Origin of the sequence: Xenorhabdus budapestensis, from assembly GCF_002632465.1 — a bacterium.
Classification (GTDB): Bacteria; Pseudomonadota; Gammaproteobacteria; order Enterobacterales; family Enterobacteriaceae; genus Xenorhabdus; species Xenorhabdus budapestensis.
This window is the reverse complement of record NZ_NIBS01000002.1, coordinates 99,840-118,561: the sequence shown is the minus strand read 5'-3', so window position 1 is coordinate 118,561 and position 18,722 is coordinate 99,840. Positions and strand designations below refer to the sequence as shown.

Genomic DNA, 18,722 nt, shown 5'->3' with positions numbered 1-18,722 from the left:
AATCCCCCATCTGTCTGATGGGGGATTGTGTTATTAGCTCGTAAGTTTATCAAGATGAATGCTGCTTTAGATAATCCAGAACAATTTGGTGGTGGTCGCTGGTTTTGAATCTATCAAAAACGTGTTCAATATTACCTTTTGAATCAATTAAAAAACTGATGCGATGAATACCATCATAGGTTTTTCCCATAAACTGCTTTTTACCCCAAACACCAAATTGCCCGGCAACCTGATGATCAACATCAGAAAGCAGGGTGAAATTCAGCATCTCTTTCTCGGCAAAGCGGGATAATTTTTCGGGAGTATCTGTACTGATGCCTAATACTGTGACATTAATTTTTTCCAGTTCGTCCATCGTGTCGCGTAAACCACACGCCTGAACGGTACAGCCCGGGGTCATTGCTTTGGGATAGAAATAAACTAAAACACGCTGACCTTTGAAGTCAGATAAGTTAATGTTTTCGCCATCTTGGTCAGGAAGGCTGAATTGTGGGGCCTTGTCTCCGGCTTTCAATGGACTCATCACGCATTCTCCCTTTAATTGTTTTTATTCAAATGGATTTTATACACTAATACTACTATATGTTCATTCATTAATACGTATCCTGCCTTCTTTCAAGTTGCGATGTTAGTAGTTGTGTGACTTAAGCAGTGTGGGATTCTAATTATTTGTATGAATAGTAAGTTATTTCTTCTTGTTTAATGGTATTCAACATTATTCGTCTATACTCATCTTGTTAATTTATAGAACGTATGAGTGGCTGCTTAGGCCAGATTTAAAGCTGTATCTTATTTTTTTTCATCTGGTCAACAAGCCTTACCATCCAACGTTTCCTGCACACTAATACTGCCTTGCGCATTCAATTCAGTGCACAGGCGATAAAAGGTTTCTTTAAATACAATTCCATTATCATCCAGTGGATTATGGCCTGTGATTTGGATCTGCAAACGAGCGGGCATATTTTCATCAGTTGGATGGGTTTTTGATACCAGTTCAGCAATATTGAAATTCTGGGTTGTGAACAGGTTAGTGAAACGTTCAACAATACCGGGAGAATCATCTACATCTACCCGGACTGAAACCGTTGAAGGAAATTTTGTTTGAGCGCCGCTGCGAGTCCGTTTCATCACAACGAGTAATTCAAGTTCAGCCGCCCTTTGGGGCAGAGTGGATTCAATCAAGGTAATCGAATTCCAGCTACCAGATAGCAGCATGATAAAGGTAAATTCTTCGCCAAACATTGCCAAACGGCTGTCTTCAATATTACAGCCGCATGTATTAACAAGGCGGGTGATGGTATTGACGATACCGGGGCGATCTGCACCGAGAGCAGTGATCACTAAAAAATGTTGTTTTGATTTTGGCAAAGCGATTTCCCTTATCTATGATAGATGTCTGCTATATATATCGTTATTAAACATAAAAAATGATCAGCAGAAGGTCAATGGCATTTATGGCAGAAAGGGCACGATTATAATCTCTGTTTAATCGTCTACACTTGATATTAACAAAATTCATTGAAATCGTAAGGTTAAAGAGTTTCCTTCCTTATAACAAGAAAGTACCATGATTTTCTTGTTTGCAGTGTAAGATTTAGTTGAGGGGAAATGGTAATGGAGAGTGGTCACTTCGATTTTACGGGTAGTATGGTTGCAATAATCACACCAATGGATCTAACTGGTCAGGTTGACAAGGCCAGTTTGAAAAAATTGATTGATTATCATGTCGCCAGTGGTACATCATCAATTGTTTCTGTTGGGACAACCGGGGAGTGTGCCACACTTACTCATGATGAGCATGTAGATGTTGTACTGACAACCCTTGAATTAGCTGATGGTCGTATTCCGATTATTGCCGGAACAGGCGCAAATGCCACTGCGGAAGCGATTTCGTTGACCCGATGCTTTGAAAATACGGGAGTTGTTGGTTGCCTGTCTGTGACACCTTATTATAATAAGCCATCGCAGGAAGGTTTATACCAGCACTATAAAGCGATAGCTGAGAATACCGACTTACCACAAATTCTGTATAATGTACCATCTCGTACTGGATGTGATTTGCTGCCATCGACTGTTGCACGCTTGGCGAAATTGAAAAATATTGTCGCAATTAAGGAAGCAACAGGGAATTTAAGTCGTGTCAGTCAGATCCGAGAATTAGTTAATGATGAGAATTTCATTCTGTTGAGTGGTGATGATGCAAGTTTTCTTGATTTCATGCATCTTGGTGGAAAAGGAGTTATTTCTGTAACAACGAATGTGGCAGCAGCAGAAATGGCACAAATTTGTGAGTTGGCTCGTCGTGGTGAATTTGCGAAAGCGCGTAGCCTGAACAGCCGACTGATGGAATTGCATCATAAATTATTTATTGAACCTAGCCCGGCGCCAGCTAAATGGGCTTGTCATAAACTGGGATTAATTGCCGATGACACATTGCGTCTGCCAATAATTGCATTGACGCAAGAAGGGCAAATTTCAGTTGAGAATGCCTTGAAAGTGGCTGCATTACTGTAAAATTTAGGGAATTTTAATGGCAACATTATTGCAAAAATCGAAGGTCATGAAGGTTGCTGGCCTGTCATTTGTCGTTTTGCTGGCAGCCTGCTCCAGCGATCAGAGCTATAAACGTCAGGTAAGTGGGGATGAGTCTTATCTTGAAACTCCTCCTCTGAAAATATTGAATATTCCCGCTGGGATGAACTTACCACTACAAAATGGTGAATATGATATTCCGCCAGTGGCTTTACAAGGGGCAACTGGAAAGGCTGTTGATATACGTCCACCACTGCAGGCATTGGCGTTATTGACAGGGTCTCGTGTTGAAAATAGCGCACAAAGCAGTAAGCTGTTGCTTGAAAATACTCCTGAATACAGCAAATTGTGGTCACAAGTGAATAGTTTCTTGGCTAAGAAAGGTTATCAGGTCAGTCAACGAAATGATGCTACCAAAACGTTGACAACTGACTGGATTTTGTGGCCACGGTCAGATGAAAATGTTCCTTATAAGGGACGTTACCACATTTCGGTTGCTCAGCAGGGTTATCAAATAGTCTTGACTGTTTCAAATGCAGGTTTGGAACATAGCGGTAAGGTTGTCAACAATCCACTGGAAATCCAGCATTACAACGCATTAATGCTTAACGAACTGGTCAGGGGTTTGAGTGAACAACAAGAATTGTTGGCTCAGAGCGGAACCCCAGATACTGGTGCTTTGGTGGTACAGAGCGGTAGTGATAACACAGGGCTGCCACAAATTATTGTCCGTGCACCATACAATACAGTCTGGAACAGGCTGCCATATGCATTGGAAAGCATCGGCATGCAAGTTACCGATCGCACCCGTTCGACTGGCGCTATAGCGCTAACGTATAAGGAACTATCTTCTTCAGGTTGGGAAGCATTAAGTGTTGAGGCACCGACTATCAGTGCAGGAAACTACAAGTTACAGGTAGGTGATCTGGATAACCGAAGCAGTTTGCAATTTATTAGCGAAAAAGGTAAGCCGCTGACTCAATCCGAAAATGATCAAATGGTCGCGGTGCTGCAAGCAGCATTTAGCAAGACCACAAACAAATAACATATAAAGGGGCTTAAGCCCCTTTATATATTTGAGTGAAATGTTTTAGGTTAGATGTTTTGTTTAATTTTCCGTTTAAAGATGTCGCATCTCTGGAGTGTAATATGCAGAAAAAAGCTGAGTTGTATCGTGGAAAGGCAAAAACAGTGTACACTACTGATAATCCTGATCTGCTTGTGCTGGAATTCCGTAATGATACATCAGCATTGGATGGTGAACGCATTGAACAGTTTGATCGTAAAGGAATGGTGAATAATAAATTCAACTATTTCATTATGCGTAAATTGGAAGAAGCAGGTATTCCGACCCAGATGGAGCAGTTGTTATCAGAGAATGAATCTCTGGTCAAAAAACTGAATATGGTGCCTGTTGAATGTGTTATTCGTAACCGTGCGGCAGGTTCACTTGTGAAACGCCTCGGTGTGGAAGAAGGGATGGTTCTGAATCCACCTTTGTTTGACTTGTTCCTGAAAGATGATGCCAGACATGACCCGATGGTTAATGAATCGTATTGCGAAACATTCGGCTGGGTCAGCAAGGAACACTTAGCTGAGATGAAGTGTCTGAGTTACAAAGCCAATGAAGTTTTAAGTCAGGTATTTGATGATGCGGGCTTAATTTTGGTGGACTTTAAACTGGAATTTGGTCTGTTCAAAGGGAAAATCGTATTGGGTGATGAGTTTTCACCAGATGGTAGTCGTTTATGGGATAAACAAACGATGGATAAAATGGATAAAGATCGTTTTCGCCAAAGTCTTGGTGGCTTAGTTGAAGCGTATGAAGAGGTAGCTCACCGTATTGGCGTTATTTTAGATTGATGACGCAAACGATTACTTAAATGGATGTAGCTAATTGGCAATATCTATATCCAATAAATTTCAAGTTGCAGCTTTGTTAGCTGCAACTTGAAAAATGAAATGCATGAAATCAATTATGTATTAGTTTCCATGGGTTACAGCAGGTATTTTGTTTGTTGCTGCCAGCCTTTTTGCTGCATACAAAAGCGATAAACCTGATTTCTGGAACGTTCATTGGCGTCAATGATGTAACTCTCGGTTATCGGTACTCTTTGTTCATAAGAACAATCTTTACCACAGTAATTTTTGACTGTTTGGAGGCGAGACGTTTGAGCCACTTCGTTTTTCACTGGAAATTGTTGCATAGCGCTTATATTACACTCTGCATTTGCTTCGTGAAAAGGTGTGGGATTACTCCTTGCGGGTACCCATTGAGTGGTACAACCGGTTAATAGCATACTTATAGTGATTAAAAGCGCTGATTTTTTCATATTTCCTGTACGAACGCATCCTGTTTGCGAGGTATTCCCCACAACCTTTCCGCATTCACCTTAATAAAAGAATTAATATCTATCATAGAGATAACTTGAAAGATTAAGAATATCTTAGCAACTATTTTATTATGAAAATATAGTTATTCGTTGGTATATTTTTACCGAACATCAATAGGTTTGCTTACATGTCGGACAATTAAGTTATTATTCTGCTCTGCGTCAGATAATACATTGGTTACTGTCAGAAGCATTTTCTTCTATTTTTGTAGAAAACAGGAAATTTATGAGTCAGATTGATCCCACTTTACTTATCTTATTAGTACTGGCTGGGCTTGGTATTATTAGCCATAACATGACGGTAACATTGGCCATGTTGTTTTTGCTGGTCGTCCGCATTACCTCATTGAATCAATTTTTCCCTTGGGTCGAAAAATATGGTTTAACACTGGGTATTTTGATTCTCACAGTAGGAGTCATGGCTCCTATCGCCAGTGGGAAAATTTCTGCACAAGAAATTTTCAGTTCATTCCTGAATTGGAAATCGTTGCTCGCTATTGTCGTCGGTGTTCTTGTGTCGTGGCTAGGTAGTCGGGGTGTATCCCTGATGTCAAATCAACCCTCTACAGTCGCGGGGTTATTGGTCGGTACGGTGTTAGGTGTAGCATTGTTTAAAGGGGTTCCGGTCGGCCCATTGATTGCGGCAGGCATATTGTCCATTGTAATTGGCAAATCATGACAGAATTGGATTTGAAATGGAGAGCGTTGCAGGAACAAATGCAACGACAAGGACAGCGCCGTTTGCTGGTATTAAGCGGTGAGAGTCAGTGGAGTGAACAGATCGTCACTTATTTGAAAGGGGTGTTTCAGGGAGATTGGATCACGATTACTTCCAACGCTCATGATGTTATCAACACTTCCTATACGATTAAAACTCATGGTGTTGTTGAACCTACAAGTGCTATTGAGCCCACAAAATCGGTTGGTTTACTGGGAAGAGAATTTTTACATGGGGTTTTTGATGCAACCTGTGGCTTTAATGCTGAAGCGTTAGCGATACTGGCGGGGACGCTGAAAGCAGGAAGCTGGCTGGTGATGCGTGTCCCTGTCTGGAAACAATGGGCTAATTTGCCAGATGAAGATAGCTCTCGCTGGAATGAGTCTGTTGGTGTAATCCCCACTCCGCGTTTTATTCAGCATATTCAATGGCAGCTCCTTACTTCTCCGAATTGTTTATTATGGCGGCAAGAAACGTCTTTTCATCCGGAGTTATTGCCTCAAACTCAGCCGTGGAACATGCCGGATGGTAATCCGACAATCAGTCAGCAGTTGATACTTGAACAGTTGTTACAAGTTTCACAAGGTGTTTGGGTGATTACTGCACCACGTGGGCGAGGAAAGTCTGCGCTTGCCGGGATGTTAGTGCGTCAGTGGCAAGGAAAATGTTGGTTATGTGCACCAGCAAAAGTAACGACAGAAGTTATTCGTTGTTATTCCAGGGGTTTTGATCATTCGGATACTGGCTCTAGTGAACGGGGGCCGCAATTCTGGTCGGTCGATAACTTACTGAAATTTCTTCGACTGAAAGAATATCAGAGCACAGACAACAAGAGTGCAGAACGGAAGATAGCGGCAGACTGGCTTTTAATTGATGAGGCGGCTGCAATTCCAATTCCACAGTTAGCGGAACTTATTCGGCATTTTCCACGTGTGCTATTAACCACGACTGTACAGGGTTATGAAGGAACCGGACGAGGATTTTTATTGAAATTCTGTTCTGCTTTACCCGATTGTCATATCAGAGAGCTGAAAACACCAATGCGTTGGGCCGAAAATGATCCATTAGAAACATGGCTGGATAGCGCATTGTTATTTGATAACGGTATTGATGATAGTCGATTATTTTCTCAACAAGCGCCTCATTTTGATATTGAAAAAAACTTATCCTTCAATTTCATTGAACAAGCAACGTGGTTACAACAACCTTGGTTATTGCGCCAGTTCTATGGGTTATTAACAAGTGCCCATTATCGAACTTCTCCTCTTGATTTGCGCCGTTTGCTGGATGGCAATGGAATGACATTTCTGGCTGCTATGTCTTCTTGTGTTGTGCATGATAACCCACAGCTGATTGGTGCACTATGGATGGTGAATGAAGGAGGGTTGTCACCGGCACTGGCGCATGAAATATGGGCTGGCCGCCGTCGCCCAAGGGGAAATCTGGTGGCTCAATCGCTGGCAGCGCACAGTGGTTTTCCTCAGGCTACTACAATGCGATCACAAAGAGTCAGCCGCATTGCGGTACAAGCACAATATCGTCGTCTTGGTATCGCGCAGTGTTTGATTGCCCAACAATGTCAGGCAGCACACGAGAAAAATCTGGACTTCTTGTCGGTCAGCTTTGGTTACACTGCTGAACTTTGGGCACTTTGGCAAAAATGCGGTTTTCGGTTGGTACGGATGGGAACACATCTTGAAGCGAGCAGTGGTTGCTATACCGCGATGGCTATTTTGCCGTTGAGTGAACAAGGGATATGGCTTGCTCAGTCTGCACAGCAACAATTATCCCGTGATGCGAATGGGTTGGAGTCATTGATTGGGTTTGTTTTACCTATTGCTCATCAAGATGATGATCAACTTAATGAGAATGACTGGCAAGAGCTGGCTGGTTTTGCATTTGCGCATCGTCCCTTATCCGCTTCTTATTTTGCATTGCAACGCTTATTGTTAGCGAATGATCTGGCTCTGCCTGCATTGAGAAAACATCTCCAACAGAAGATGGAGATTGAGCAATGTGTGCGTGATTTGTCTCTGAATGGACGTAAAGCGTTGTTAAAACGCTGGCGAGAAGAGGCAGTAAGTGCATTGGCAAGTATTGATAAAATACTTGCCAGGCAATGGAAAGATCGAGTTATTTCTTGTGATCTACCTTCTTACCACTTGCCTGAGGCCAATCGTCCTCATCATCCCATGCAGCGTTAAGATCCCGGTGAGGAGGGAGTTCAGGCTTGTTATCCAAAAAACGCTTTGTGTTGATGCGGCTCAGTTCTTTTATCGCATTGATAATAATGCCTGCGAGTAACAACAGAACTACCCACCAATAATCCATTAGCCAGTGCATAACAGGCTCCTCTAATATTGTGATTGACCTTAAACCTCTTCTGTTATTTTGATATATTTTTCAAAAATATAGGAGAGGTTTGCAGTCAACCAATGAATGCCGGCAATGTCACGATCCTGCCAGACGTCTAATAAGACTGGTTCATTGAATAAACATTCTGCTTCATGAGATAGCGGCCAGTAACTGATATGCCAGGGTTCATAAGCTACACCTCGCACCGTGGCGCGGGTAAATGGCCGATAGAAATCATAACAGGACATATTTTCTGTTAACCAATCTGATAGTGGTTCAAAGTAACCACCATCTTCATATTCCCACGGTTCCAATAATAACTGTTTGCCTTGTGGCAACAGAAAAGGATCATAAATATCCAGCTCAGTTCCCCAATGATGTCGGCTGGCTCCCGGTAAGGCAGACCAACGGAGAATGGCTTCGCAAATTTCTCCTTCAGTCATTTGAATAATATCAAGAAGCTGGTTGTTGATATCTAAGACTGGTCGTTGTCCCCGAAATTTTTCATTCCAGATAGTTTGTTGGCGTGTGAAATCACGAAAAGAGCTGGCAGGCTGTAACTTAAAGCCTGCTTTGGCAGCGTCTCGTTGCATGGCAAGGAATGCTTTGGTGGCGTCAAATTGTAAACGGTGATTACCAGAAAGTGTCACCAAATGATCTGTTGATACACCAGTCAGCATTTCAGGCGTCATCATTTGATTAATTGCTCCATGATGCGTTGATAGATCAGACTCAACTCCTGTAAATCAGACACGCTGACACATTCATTTGTTTTGTGAATAGTTGCATTAATAGGCCCCAATTCCACGACCTGCCCGCCCATTTTGGCAATAAAGCGCCCATCAGATGTGCCGCCGCTTGTCGATAATTCTGATTGATATCCACAATAATGTTTGATGGCTTCAACCGTCGCATCAACAAGTTCCCCTTTACAGGTCAGGAAAGGCTGACCGGATAACCACCATTCGATTTCATGCTTTATTTCATGTTTTTTCAGCATATCTTCGACTCGCTGGCAGATATCAGTGTCTGTCAGTTCGGTACTGAAACGGAAATTAAACTGAACCTGCAATTTACCCGGTATGACATTATTGCTTCCCGTACCTGCCAGAATATTGACGATTTGCATACTGGTGGCAGGGAAGAATTCATTACCGTCGTCCCATTTAGTATTAACTAACTCCTGTAGGAAGGGGAGTGAGTGGTGAATAGGATTATCAGCGAATTGAGGATATGCAACATGCCCTTGAATACCGTGAATGGTTACATTGGCGGTCAGGGAGCCCCGGCGTCCATTTTTGATCGTATCACCGAGACGCTTCTGGCTGGAAGGTTCGCCCACTAGGCAATAATCCAATTGTTCATGGCGTGACATTAATGTTTCAACAACTTTGACAGTGCCATTTACTGCATTAGCTTCTTCATCTGAAGTAATCAAAAAAGCAAGGCGGCCCCGATGATTAGGGTTATCAGCAACAAAGCGTTCTGCTGCAACTATCATTGCAGCCAGGGAACCTTTCATATCTGCTGCACCACGACCATACAACATACCGTCACGGATAATTGGCTCGAATGGTGGGCTTTGCCATTCTGAGGTATCACCAGCAGGGACAACGTCAGTATGCCCAGCGAGAGCAAAGGTTACCCCTGTTCCACGATAGGCCCAGAAATTCAGAGTATCACCGAAAGGCATCCTTTCTATTGTAAAACCCGCATTTTGCAGACGTTGGATCAGAATTTCCTGACAGCCCTGATCATCGGGGCTGACTGAAGGCCGCTTAATTAATTCCTGAGTCAGTTCAGTTACTGGACAAGTCATCATGTAAACCCTTATTTAGCCGTAAGAGAACAGTCATGAGAAAAAAACTGTTGGTATTGTTCAGCCTTGAAGCCCAGTAAGTAGCTTTCTGCTGCTGATGCTATTGTTTCCGATGTTGATGGTTTTGAGATTACTGGTTTTGAAACTAACAGTGGGCGTTTAATGATAGCGGGTTGTTCCAGCATCAGTTCTTTAGCGGCTTCGGCGTTGTTGATAGTAGCTCTTTGCTCATCAGGCAATTTGCGCCAGGTTGTGCCACGGGTATTCAGTAAAGTTTCCCAACCTACTTGTTCAATGAATATTTGCAGTAGTTCAGGGGATAAGCCATCAACACGGTAGTCATGAAATTGATATGGGATCTCTTGATCTTCTAACCAACGACGTGCTTTTTTCACAGTATCGCAATTTTTGATACCGTACAGAGTGAATGTTTTTTGAGGAGTGGTATCTGACATTATGAGAGCCTTAGTCTTGTTTACACATCCGGCATATACCTGCCATCTTCCAGGTTGCCGCTTTGTTGGTCGCATCTTGACGTCTATTGGGTATAATGCGGGAAATTTGTCATTTTATCCAGATAACACGAACCTTTCATATTCCCTGGCAGAACCGAACTGTGTATTTTACCTATGTTGCCTGTCAATAGTGTTCGCTGCTTATATTCATTCAACAACATATGGTAATTACGGTAAATTTGAGATCCATTAGGTATAATTTTCATATATACCCGTCGTCTTTCAAGTTGCATCTTTGTTGGCTTCACTTGCTCACCCCAGTCACACAGTTATCTATATTCTTGAGATTAGTGAGAGGCTTCTGCCTCTCACCGGAGGCCAGCCTTTGGCTGGGCAAATTCGTTTCCGAAGAATTTGTCACTCTTTTGCCGTCGCGATACATCTTGAAATCCATAGGGTATATATATTTCATGAATAAATTAATTCTTAAATATTAGTTTCAAATAAATACAATAATTACATTTATTATAATGAAATTAACTATAAATTAAATTGAATTAATTATAATTAACTTTTATCTGATTTAATTCACAATTTCCCTGTTGATAAAAATCAGGGAAATTGTGTCTCTCTTTATAGAGATTGCATGTCAAGTGTTATATTAAATCTGCTCTTCTATGTTTCAGATAGATGATGGTAGCTTCGAGACGGGAGCGGGATTTAAGTTTTTTCAATAAGTTACGTGTATGGACTTTCACAGTTTCTTCTGAGATAAAAAGAAAATCAGCAATTTCTTTATTCGTCATTCCTTCTGAGATTTCTTTTAAAACGTCTAATTCACGTTTAGTTAATTTTGATAAAGGATCAACATAAAGATGACGAGTAGATAAATATTGGTAAACTTTTTCACTGTATACAGCTTGCCCATTTACAGCTTTTTTTATGTTAATCAGCAGAGGGGTTAGTTCAATATCTTTTAATAAATAACCATTCGCACCCGCATCAACAGCATCATAAACGTCGCTTCGGTTAGCTGAATCAGAAAGTACCAGAACATAGGAATCAAGCCCTTTACGGCGGAGCGACTTAATCGTATCAATTCCTGAAAGGCCGTTGGTTTTCAAACCCATTAGAATAATATCTGGTTTTATTTGGCAAGCGATATTAATGGCATCTTCGCCGTTATCTGTCTCAGCAGTCACAATGAGTTCGCGCTCTGATTCAATCAACCCTTTTAAACCATGACGAATGATAGGATGATCATCGACTATCATGACTGTATGATTATGCATGTTCCTTCTCCCATAATAGAAATGCAGATCTTATGTTTTGATAAAACATAAAAAAACAGAATTCTGCTTTATGTTAAATAGCTGTGTGATTTTTATGGAGTATATTGAATCATCTATAATAGAGATTCTGAAAATATATCCTGATATAAAAAAAGAAATATCGCAAACAGGTTTATCCATTTAGGTGAAATAAAATTCACAAGCGTGAGAAAATGAGTTTCCCTAATTGCTAATAATTTTCTAAATCAAATTTCTACGATTATTTTATAGATTAAGTTTTGTTTTTGTAAACTCATTTTAAAGTTGTTTCTTAGATAGATACCTCTCTTAATTAATGTAGTGAGTGATTAGTGAATAGAAAATATAAATACCTCTCTATGAGTATAATTGAGGTATTTATATATGGAGTTGTTTAAAATGAAATCATTAATAGATCATTTTGCGAACGATTATTTCAGTGGCTATTAATAAAAATATTGCTAGTATCATGATTTAACCTTCCTTGACTATTATACTGAACAGATTTTTACTTAGACATGACTCACAAAGGATCAGACGATGGACGAAAAATTAAAACAAAGTGCCCTTGATTTTCATGAATTCCCGCAACCGGGGAAAATCACTGTTACTCCGACTAAGCCGTTGACTACACAGCGTGACTTAGCCTTAGCATATTCGCCGGGTGTCGCAGCTCCTTGTCTTGAAATAGCAGAAAATCCATTGGCAGCTTATAAATATACTGCACGTGGTAATTTGGTGGCTGTTATCTCCAATGGTAGTGCCGTATTGGGACTGGGCAATATCGGAGCATTGGCGGGTAAACCCGTCATGGAAGGGAAGGGAGTACTATTCAAAAAATTTTCTGGTATTGATGTTTTTGACATTGAAATTGATGAGTCCAATCCTGATAAATTAATCGATATCATTGCGGCATTGGAGCCGACTTTTGGTGGTATCAACCTTGAAGACATCAAAGCGCCAGAATGTTTCTACATTGAACAGAAACTTCGTGAGCGGATGAAAATTCCTGTGTTCCATGATGACCAGCATGGTACGGCAATCATTTGTACTGCGGCAGTGCTTAATGGATTGCGCGTTGTTAATAAAGACATCGGTAAAGTACGTATGGTGGTGTCTGGTGCGGGTGCGGCCTCCATTGCCTGTATGAACCTGCTGGTGGCTTTGGGCTTAAAGAGTGAAAATATTGTCGTTTGTGACTCGAAAGGTGTTATCTATCGTGGTCGCGAAGAAAACATGGAAAAAACCAAAGCTAATTATGCTATTGAAGATAACGGTAGCCGCACACTCACTGACGTAATTCCTGATACTGATATTTTCCTCGGATGTTCCGGGCCAGGTGTCCTGACGCCAGAGATGGTCAAAACCATGGCGAAAGATCCACTCATTATGGCTTTGGCAAATCCGGAACCTGAGATCTTGCCACCACTAGCAAAAGCGGTACGTCCCGACGCAATTCTCTGTACTGGCCGTTCTGATTATCCTAATCAGGTTAACAATGTGCTCTGCTTCCCATTCATCTTCCGTGGCGCACTGGATGTTGGTGCAACAACCATTAATGAAGAGATGAAACTGGCCTGTGTGCATGCAATTGCAGATCTGGCATTGGCTGAACAGAGTCAGGAAGTTGCTTCTGCATATGGCGATCAGGATCTGTTCTTTGGCCCTGAATACATCATACCAAAGCCGTTTGATCCACGGTTGATTGTAAAAATTGCGCCTGCTGTAGCGAAAGCGGCGATGGACTCCGGTGTTGCAACACGTCCTATTACTGATTTTGGCGCTTATATTGAAAAACTGAATGAGTTTGTCTACAAAACCAACTTATTTATGAAGCCGATTTTCGCTCAGGCGAAAAAAGAGAAAAAACGCATTGTATTGGCGGAAGGGGAAGATATTCGGGTGCTGCATGCAACTCAGGAACTCGTGTCTCTCGGATTGGCATTCCCTATTCTGATTGGTCGCCCAAGTGTCATTGAGATGCGTATCAAAAAGCAAGGGCTTCATATTGAAGCCGGTAAAGATTTTGAAGTGGTCAACAACGAAAATGATCCACGCTTCAAAGAATACTGGCAAGAATATTACCAACTGATGAAACGCCGTGGTGTTTCTCAGGAACAGGCTCGCCGCGCTGTTATTGGTAATCCGACATTGATCGGAGCCATCATGGTACATCGTGGTGAAGCGGATGGTCTGATTTGTGGTACGGTTGGCAGTTATGGTGAACACTATCAAGTTATAAAAGATGTCTTTGGCTTCCGTCAGGGGGCGTGCACAGCCGGTGCAATGAATGCTTTATTGTTGCCAATGGGGAATACCTTTATTGCTGACACTTATGTCAATGAAGATCCGACTCCAGAGGAACTGGCTGAAATCACGTTGATGGCGGCTGAAACTGTACGTCGCTTCGGTATTGAACCAAAGGTTGCTTTATTATCGCGTTCGAGTTTTGGTTCTTTTGATTGTGCTTCTGCACAAAAAATGCGTAAGACGCTGGAACTGGTACAGCAAATGGCTCCGTCACTGGAAATTGACGGTGAAATGCATGGTGATGCAGCCTTAGTAGAAAGTATTCGCCGTGACATCATGCCGGACAGTCCATTAAAAGGTTCTGCTAACCTGTTGATTATGCCAAATATGGAAGCTGCACGTATCAGTTATAACCTATTACGTGTTACCGGTTCGGATGGCGTAACTGTTGGCCCGGTACTGATGGGAGTCTCAAAGCCAGTACATGTACTGACCCCAATCGCTTCTGTTCGTCGCATTGTTAATATGGTGGCATTGGCTGCGGTTGAAGCACAAACTGATCCTCTATAACTCATTCGTATTAGCATCCTAATTTAAGTAATAAACAGGGATGAATAAATAAGCAACTCTGCCGGGTCTTTGCCTGGCAGGGTATTTTTATTTGTAAATGATTCTCATTATCTATAATATGCAGGGAAATTTTTAATGTGATAATGAATATCAATGAAAACATCTACCTGTATAAAAACAACTTTTTTAGTATGTGCTTTCCTGCTTGGTAGTTGTACAACATCACCGACTACCACTCAAAATAACTCTCAAGAAGTAAAACAATCTCTTCCCGGTGAATTAACCCAATCAGGGGTTTTGCTTGATATGAACACAGGCAAATCTATCACTTCTGATGAATTGCTCGAACAATTGGCAACCTATTCCAGAGTCATTGTGGGTGAAAAACACGATAATCCTTATCACCATCAAATTGAGTTATGGCTGGTTCAGCAACTTGAGCAAAAACGTCCTCATGGCTCTGTATTACTGGAAATGATTAACCCAGACCAGCAAGAGAAAGTGAACAAAGTTAAAAGCTGGTTGCAGGGAAATCCAACGGTCAGAGACGAGCGCATTAAAAATCTATTAGCGTGGCAGCAAGGTTGGCCTTGGGAGTTATATGGAAAGCTGGTTGTGGAGCTGATGAAAGCACCTTATCCATTGTTAGCAGCAAACTTGGATCGTAGTGAAATCGATCAGGCATACAAAAATTACAGGGCTGGAGATAGAGCTTCACTAGTCTCTGATGATGTTAAAAAACGTATTGACGAAACTATTAAAAATTCCCATGGTGGAAATATAGATGAACTACATCTCTCTGCCATAAGCAAAATTCAGCAATTACGTGATCAGCGAATGGCAGAACAATTGATTAAAGCACCATCACCAGCGTTGTTATTTGCGGGAGGGTATCACGCCGTAAAAGCGATGGGAGTACCTCAGCATGTGAAAAAAATAGCGTCCAATGAACGGATTGTTGTGCTTGTTATTGCTGAACAAGGCGTCTCTTTGAACAACGAATATGCTGATTTTGTCTGGTTTACCCCCCAAAGTTCCCAGTAATGTAACTAATTAGTTGTATCTATCACAAGGATGTGATGATTTTAATAAATAAAAATAGTTTTCATTTATATATTCAATTAATTATCATTCTCTAAATTTATCTTTGACATAATGTGCTATAAAAATGTTGACGTATACAACGTATCAAACCACTCACGTTGGTCACGTGACAAAATCCTTTCTCGCTGCTATCACACTTCATGCCTTATTGGTCGGATGGTTGATTTATAAACCGAAGAATCTTGATCTTGAGGAATTTTTGCCTCCACCTGCGGTTATGATGGAAGTATCGCTACAGACAGAAGCGATACATAAGGTCGAAAAACAGCCGATTGGTATTGAACAATTATTATCTGTTGCCAGCCATCAGCAGGAAAGCAAGGTTGATGAAATCAATATGCCCAAATTGGCGGTGAATGAAGAAGCACAGATTTTAGTTCATAAGCCAAAGAAGAAACAAAAAGAGCAGGATGTACCTAAAAAAGCCCAATCTGTTAAGCGAGTGAAAGCAAAAGAGCAGGAAAGTGAAAAATCCCAGAGTAGTTCAGCGCCAACAACCAGTAGCACCACAGCGGATAATGTTACTTCCCGAACAGCCGCCTCTTATGAAAGTAACTCGGATGCAGTTGCTGATGCAAAAGCAGTCTGGCAGGCTGAGGTTAGTGGTCATTTAAACCGTTATAAAAGATATCCGGCGGATGCCCAGAGAAGAAAACGGACAGGGCGTCCAATGGTGAAATTCACAGTTAATCAATTTGGTGCAGTGATAGACAGTGAATTAGTAAGACGTTCTGGGACGAACTCACTTGACAGGGAAGCAAGGCTTGTATTGGAAAGGGCACAGCCTTTACCGGCTCCGCCTGATGTTATTTTAACCAATGGCAGTGTTACAGTTGAATTGCCAATTGATTTCACTTTATCTCAATAACAATAAAAAATAGGATGAATGGCATGTCACAGTATAAAACGGTGTTTTCACCAAGAACCAAAAAAGCCGTGCTAACAAAAAGGATCGTGGTTTTGTTTATGCTTTGGTGCACATACGTGGTGGTGGCGATTTAGGCCGGAACTGGTATCTGCAAGGTAAGCTCGAAAATAAAATGAACAGTTTCCACGATTTTATTGATGCGACTAAGACATTAATTGCTGATGGATATGGTGACAGTAAGCGTGTTTATGCGGAAGGTGGCAGTGCAGGCGGCTTACTGATGGGTGCGGTGATTAATCAGGCACCGGAGTTATACCGTGGTGTGATCGCTAAAGTTCCTTTTGTTGATGCTGCGACTACCATGCTTGATCCATCTATTCCTTTAACGACAGGTGAATATGACGAGAGGGATAATCCAAATAATAAGGAAGTTTATTTCCGTATTAAAGCTTATAGCCCTTACGATAATATTAAACACCAGCGTTACCCTCATTTATTAGTGACAACGGGTTTACATGATTCTCAGGTACAATATTGGGAGCCTGCAAAGTGGGGTCATGTATTAAATAGTTAGATTGAATATCAAAAATGGTACTCACGCTCAATAAAAGTCTCTATCACCTTATCGTGCATTTCTTCGGATTTTGAATAACTGATAGTTTTTCTATTCAGTCTTTTTACTCGAGTACGCTGAGTAAATGTCTTTCCAGTCAGGTGATCTTCCTCGGGAAGCATATCACAATAACTAACTATTTAATACATGACCAAATTGTGCTTGTTCCAACTAATATAGTTATTACCTATTTGAATAATTACATTATGTAATTAAGTGTAGAATAAGAATATCATTCATCAAGTGATAAAGTAAAAAAACAAACAGGGGCTTATTATTAACAATAAGCCCCTCATTAGATTAAAATTATCCGAATTTATTTTTTTCTTTTGCTGGTTTTTTTCACCAACGTCACCTGACTCTCAACCCAGCCATCCTGCAACCGGGTTTTCAGCGAATCCCCAACTTTGACCTGTTTAACCTGCTTCAACAACTTCCCATCTGGGGTTTCACTGATACTATAACCACGACTCAACGTTGCTAACGGGCTTACGGCCTCCATGTGTGAACAGGAAACCGCAAATCTCTCTTTATAACGAGATAATTGTCGTTCTATTGCCTGTCTTAGCCGAAAATCATATTGTTGAATATGTTGGCTATAATGCCGGATCTCTTGCTCAGGGCTATTTTGTAACAGTCTTTTATTTAATTTTTCATAGGAAATTGAATTCTGTTTCAGGCAACGTAATAAACCATCGACCAATTTTTGACGTAATTCAGATAAACGATTCTGTTGACGTGCCAACCGCAAATCAGGCCGTTGTTGTTGGAGCCGATGTTGTAATCCATTAAAAATCCGCTGCTTTTGGGCAAAAAAGTAATCCATCGCCATTTCGAGACGTTGTTGCAGGGACTGAACTTGCCTCAACAATTCAATTTGATTACGGCTAACCAATTCTGCCGCCGCAGAAGGAGTGGGGGCACGCAAATCAGCCACAAAATCTGCAATTGTGACATCGATTTCATGTCCAACCGCACTGACGATAGGAATTTGGCTCTGAAATATCGCACGTGCTACCTGTTCGTCATTGAAACACCACAAATCCTCCAACGAACCGCCACCACGCCCGACAATCAAAACATCACATTCTTGTCGGGTATTTGCCAGCTCAATAGCCCGAATAATCTGCAATGGAGCTTCTGCCCCCTGAACCGCAGTCGGATAAATAATAATGGGCAAAGAAGGATCACGACGTTTCAGAATATTCAGAATATCGTGCAATGCTGCGCCACTGGCTGAAGTGATCACTCCAAGGCGTTTAGCTGGCGAGGGTAGTGGTTTTTTATAGATCTGCTCGAACAATCCTTCTGTGGAGAGTTTTTGTTTCAATACTTCAAATTGCTGTTGCAGTAACCCGTCACCAGCAGGTTGGATGCTTTCTACTATCAACTGATAATCACCACGTGGCTCATACAGGGTGATTTGTGCTCTGACTAATACTTGCTGACCATTTTGTGGTCGGAATGCCGCCCGTAGATTGTAACTACGGAACATAGCTGCCCGGATTTGCGCCCGCTCATCTTTCAGCGTGAAATACCAGTGCCCGGATGAAGGTTGGGAAAAGTTAGAAATTTCAGCACTTAGCCAAATTCTACCCATTTCCAGCTCCAATAGCTGACGGACCGTCTGATTCAGACGACTAACAGAAAAAATTCCAGTGTTGGTTGGCAGTGACATGTGAGCTAGATCAAATTTTAAAACAAGGACTTAATTGACTGATAATAACTACTCATA

Annotated in this window: 17 protein-coding genes and 2 pseudogenes; 9 read left to right on the top strand and 10 right to left on the bottom strand. The window is 41.5% G+C overall.

Annotated features, from left to right (window positions below; translation table 11 throughout):
• Window positions 1–49: 49 nt before the first annotated feature.
• Both bcp and Xbud_RS03250 read right to left on the bottom strand, forming a co-directional pair.
• A complete protein-coding gene (bcp, locus tag Xbud_RS03255) occupies window positions 50–523 on the bottom strand; it encodes a thioredoxin-dependent thiol peroxidase (RefSeq protein ID WP_099134724.1) in 474 nt (157 codons plus the stop codon).
• A gap of 284 nt (window positions 524–807) precedes the next feature.
• Window positions 808–1,368 carry a glycine cleavage system transcriptional repressor gene (locus Xbud_RS03250; RefSeq protein ID WP_099134723.1) on the bottom strand — a complete coding sequence of 187 codons (561 nt, stop codon included), beginning with the start codon at window positions 1,366–1,368 and terminating at the stop codon, window positions 808–810.
• A gap of 246 nt (window positions 1,369–1,614) precedes the next feature.
• Between Xbud_RS03250 and dapA the strand changes: the two genes are divergently transcribed.
• The 3 genes from dapA (at window position 1,615) to purC (ending at window position 4,395) form a co-directional block, all read left to right on the top strand.
• The gene (dapA, locus tag Xbud_RS03245) at window positions 1,615–2,514 is read left to right on the top strand and encodes a 4-hydroxy-tetrahydrodipicolinate synthase (RefSeq protein WP_099134722.1); all 900 of its coding nucleotides are present in this window, start codon (window positions 1,615–1,617) and stop codon (window positions 2,512–2,514) included.
• 16 nt (window positions 2,515–2,530) lie between these two features.
• Entirely contained in the window at window positions 2,531–3,577 is a 1,047-nt protein-coding gene (gene bamC / locus Xbud_RS03240; protein WP_099134721.1) for an outer membrane protein assembly factor BamC, read from the top strand.
• Between the two features lie 104 nt (window positions 3,578–3,681).
• Window positions 3,682–4,395, top strand: coding sequence for a phosphoribosylaminoimidazolesuccinocarboxamide synthase (purC, locus tag Xbud_RS03235; RefSeq protein WP_099134720.1), 714 nt, complete (start codon window positions 3,682–3,684; stop codon window positions 4,393–4,395).
• Window positions 4,396–4,529: 134 nt separating this feature from the next.
• Here purC and Xbud_RS03230 read toward each other — a convergent pair whose 3' ends face one another.
• Window positions 4,530–4,865 carry a hypothetical protein gene (locus Xbud_RS03230; protein ID WP_099134719.1) on the bottom strand — a complete coding sequence of 112 codons (336 nt, stop codon included), beginning with the start codon at window positions 4,863–4,865 and terminating at the stop codon, window positions 4,530–4,532.
• Window positions 4,866–5,151: 286 nt separating this feature from the next.
• Here Xbud_RS03230 and Xbud_RS03225 point away from each other — a divergent pair, with 286 nt between their 5' ends.
• Window positions 5,152–5,604: a DUF441 domain-containing protein gene (locus tag Xbud_RS03225; RefSeq protein ID WP_099134718.1), complete on the top strand. Its 453-nt coding sequence runs from the start codon at window positions 5,152–5,154 to the stop codon at window positions 5,602–5,604.
• The gene (locus tag Xbud_RS03220; RefSeq protein WP_099134717.1) at window positions 5,601–7,847 is read left to right on the top strand and encodes a tRNA(Met) cytidine acetyltransferase TmcA; all 2,247 of its coding nucleotides are present in this window, start codon (window positions 5,601–5,603) and stop codon (window positions 7,845–7,847) included. Before Xbud_RS03225 ends, Xbud_RS03220 begins: the two co-directional genes overlap by 4 nt.
• On the opposite strand, the gene Xbud_RS03215 is transcribed toward Xbud_RS03220, so the two are convergent.
• From Xbud_RS03215 to Xbud_RS03185, 5 genes are all read right to left on the bottom strand, one after another.
• Entirely contained in the window at window positions 7,777–7,986 is a 210-nt protein-coding gene (locus tag Xbud_RS03215) for a YpfN family protein (RefSeq protein WP_099134716.1), read from the bottom strand. The two genes, Xbud_RS03220 and Xbud_RS03215, sit on opposite strands and share 71 nt — an antisense overlap.
• A gap of 29 nt (window positions 7,987–8,015) precedes the next feature.
• Window positions 8,016–8,693, bottom strand: a complete 678-nt coding sequence (locus tag Xbud_RS03210) for a M15 family metallopeptidase (RefSeq protein ID WP_099134715.1) — start codon at window positions 8,691–8,693, stop codon at window positions 8,016–8,018.
• Window positions 8,690–9,817, bottom strand: a complete 1,128-nt coding sequence (gene dapE / locus Xbud_RS03205; protein WP_099134714.1) for a succinyl-diaminopimelate desuccinylase — start codon at window positions 9,815–9,817, stop codon at window positions 8,690–8,692. Before dapE ends, Xbud_RS03210 begins: the two co-directional genes overlap by 4 nt.
• Window positions 9,818–9,828: 11 nt before the next feature.
• On the bottom strand, window positions 9,829–10,272 hold the full coding sequence (locus Xbud_RS03200; RefSeq protein WP_099134713.1) for an ArsC family reductase: 444 nt from the start codon (window positions 10,270–10,272) through the stop codon (window positions 9,829–9,831).
• Window positions 10,273–10,928: 656 nt separating this feature from the next.
• Entirely contained in the window at window positions 10,929–11,564 is a 636-nt protein-coding gene (locus Xbud_RS03185) for a response regulator (protein WP_099134710.1), read from the bottom strand.
• Window positions 11,565–12,122: 558 nt separating this feature from the next.
• Between Xbud_RS03185 and maeB the strand changes: the two genes are divergently transcribed.
• The 4 genes and pseudogenes from maeB to Xbud_RS03165 all read left to right on the top strand — a co-directional run.
• Window positions 12,123–14,402: an NADP-dependent oxaloacetate-decarboxylating malate dehydrogenase gene (gene maeB, locus Xbud_RS03180; protein ID WP_099134709.1), complete on the top strand. Its 2,280-nt coding sequence runs from the start codon at window positions 12,123–12,125 to the stop codon at window positions 14,400–14,402.
• Window positions 14,403–14,555: 153 nt separating this feature from the next.
• Window positions 14,556–15,446 (top strand): ChaN family lipoprotein, encoded by an 891-nt coding sequence (locus tag Xbud_RS03175; protein WP_099134708.1) that lies wholly within the window; start codon window positions 14,556–14,558, stop codon window positions 15,444–15,446.
• 124 nt (window positions 15,447–15,570) lie between these two features.
• On the top strand, window positions 15,571–16,374 hold the full coding sequence (locus tag Xbud_RS03170; protein ID WP_099134707.1) for an energy transducer TonB family protein: 804 nt from the start codon (window positions 15,571–15,573) through the stop codon (window positions 16,372–16,374).
• Between the two features lie 73 nt (window positions 16,375–16,447).
• Window positions 16,448–16,927 (top strand): annotated as a pseudogene (locus tag Xbud_RS03165) (prolyl oligopeptidase family serine peptidase); the annotation flags it as partial.
• 29 nt (window positions 16,928–16,956) lie between these two features.
• Here the strand turns inward: Xbud_RS03165 and Xbud_RS03160 are convergent.
• Both Xbud_RS03160 and xseA read right to left on the bottom strand, forming a co-directional pair.
• Window positions 16,957–17,118 (bottom strand): annotated as a pseudogene (locus Xbud_RS03160) (IS1 family transposase); the annotation flags it as partial.
• A 185-nt stretch (window positions 17,119–17,303) separates the two neighbouring features.
• Window positions 17,304–18,665 (bottom strand): exodeoxyribonuclease VII large subunit, encoded by a 1,362-nt coding sequence (gene xseA / locus Xbud_RS03155; RefSeq protein ID WP_099134706.1) that lies wholly within the window; start codon window positions 18,663–18,665, stop codon window positions 17,304–17,306.
• Window positions 18,666–18,722: the final 57 nt, after the last annotated feature.

Excerpts from the sequence above, each read along its gene's own strand:
- xseA (WP_099134706.1), bottom strand. The coding sequence starts at position 18,665 with ATGTCACTGCCAACCAACACTGGAATTTTTTCTGTTAGTCGTCTGAAT.
- Xbud_RS03185 (WP_099134710.1), bottom strand. The coding sequence starts at position 11,564 with ATGCATAATCATACAGTCATGATAGTCGATGATCATCCTATCATTCGT.
- Xbud_RS03225 (WP_099134718.1), top strand. The coding sequence starts at position 5,152 with ATGAGTCAGATTGATCCCACTTTACTTATCTTATTAGTACTGGCTGGG.
- bamC (WP_099134721.1), top strand. The coding sequence starts at position 2,531 with ATGGCAACATTATTGCAAAAATCGAAGGTCATGAAGGTTGCTGGCCTG.
- Xbud_RS03230 (WP_099134719.1), bottom strand. The coding sequence starts at position 4,865 with ATGAAAAAATCAGCGCTTTTAATCACTATAAGTATGCTATTAACCGGT.
- purC (WP_099134720.1), top strand. The coding sequence starts at position 3,682 with ATGCAGAAAAAAGCTGAGTTGTATCGTGGAAAGGCAAAAACAGTGTAC.
- Xbud_RS03220 (WP_099134717.1), top strand. The coding sequence starts at position 5,601 with ATGACAGAATTGGATTTGAAATGGAGAGCGTTGCAGGAACAAATGCAA.
- dapA (WP_099134722.1), top strand. The coding sequence starts at position 1,615 with ATGGAGAGTGGTCACTTCGATTTTACGGGTAGTATGGTTGCAATAATC.
- dapE (WP_099134714.1), bottom strand. The coding sequence starts at position 9,817 with ATGACTTGTCCAGTAACTGAACTGACTCAGGAATTAATTAAGCGGCCT.
- Xbud_RS03200 (WP_099134713.1), bottom strand. The coding sequence starts at position 10,272 with ATGTCAGATACCACTCCTCAAAAAACATTCACTCTGTACGGTATCAAA.
- maeB (WP_099134709.1), top strand. The coding sequence starts at position 12,123 with ATGGACGAAAAATTAAAACAAAGTGCCCTTGATTTTCATGAATTCCCG.
- Xbud_RS03170 (WP_099134707.1), top strand. The coding sequence starts at position 15,571 with ATGTTGACGTATACAACGTATCAAACCACTCACGTTGGTCACGTGACA.
- Xbud_RS03210 (WP_099134715.1), bottom strand. The coding sequence starts at position 8,693 with ATGATGACGCCTGAAATGCTGACTGGTGTATCAACAGATCATTTGGTG.
- Xbud_RS03175 (WP_099134708.1), top strand. The coding sequence starts at position 14,556 with ATGAAAACATCTACCTGTATAAAAACAACTTTTTTAGTATGTGCTTTC.
- bcp (WP_099134724.1), bottom strand. The coding sequence starts at position 523 with ATGAGTCCATTGAAAGCCGGAGACAAGGCCCCACAATTCAGCCTTCCT.
- Xbud_RS03215 (WP_099134716.1), bottom strand. The coding sequence starts at position 7,986 with ATGCACTGGCTAATGGATTATTGGTGGGTAGTTCTGTTGTTACTCGCA.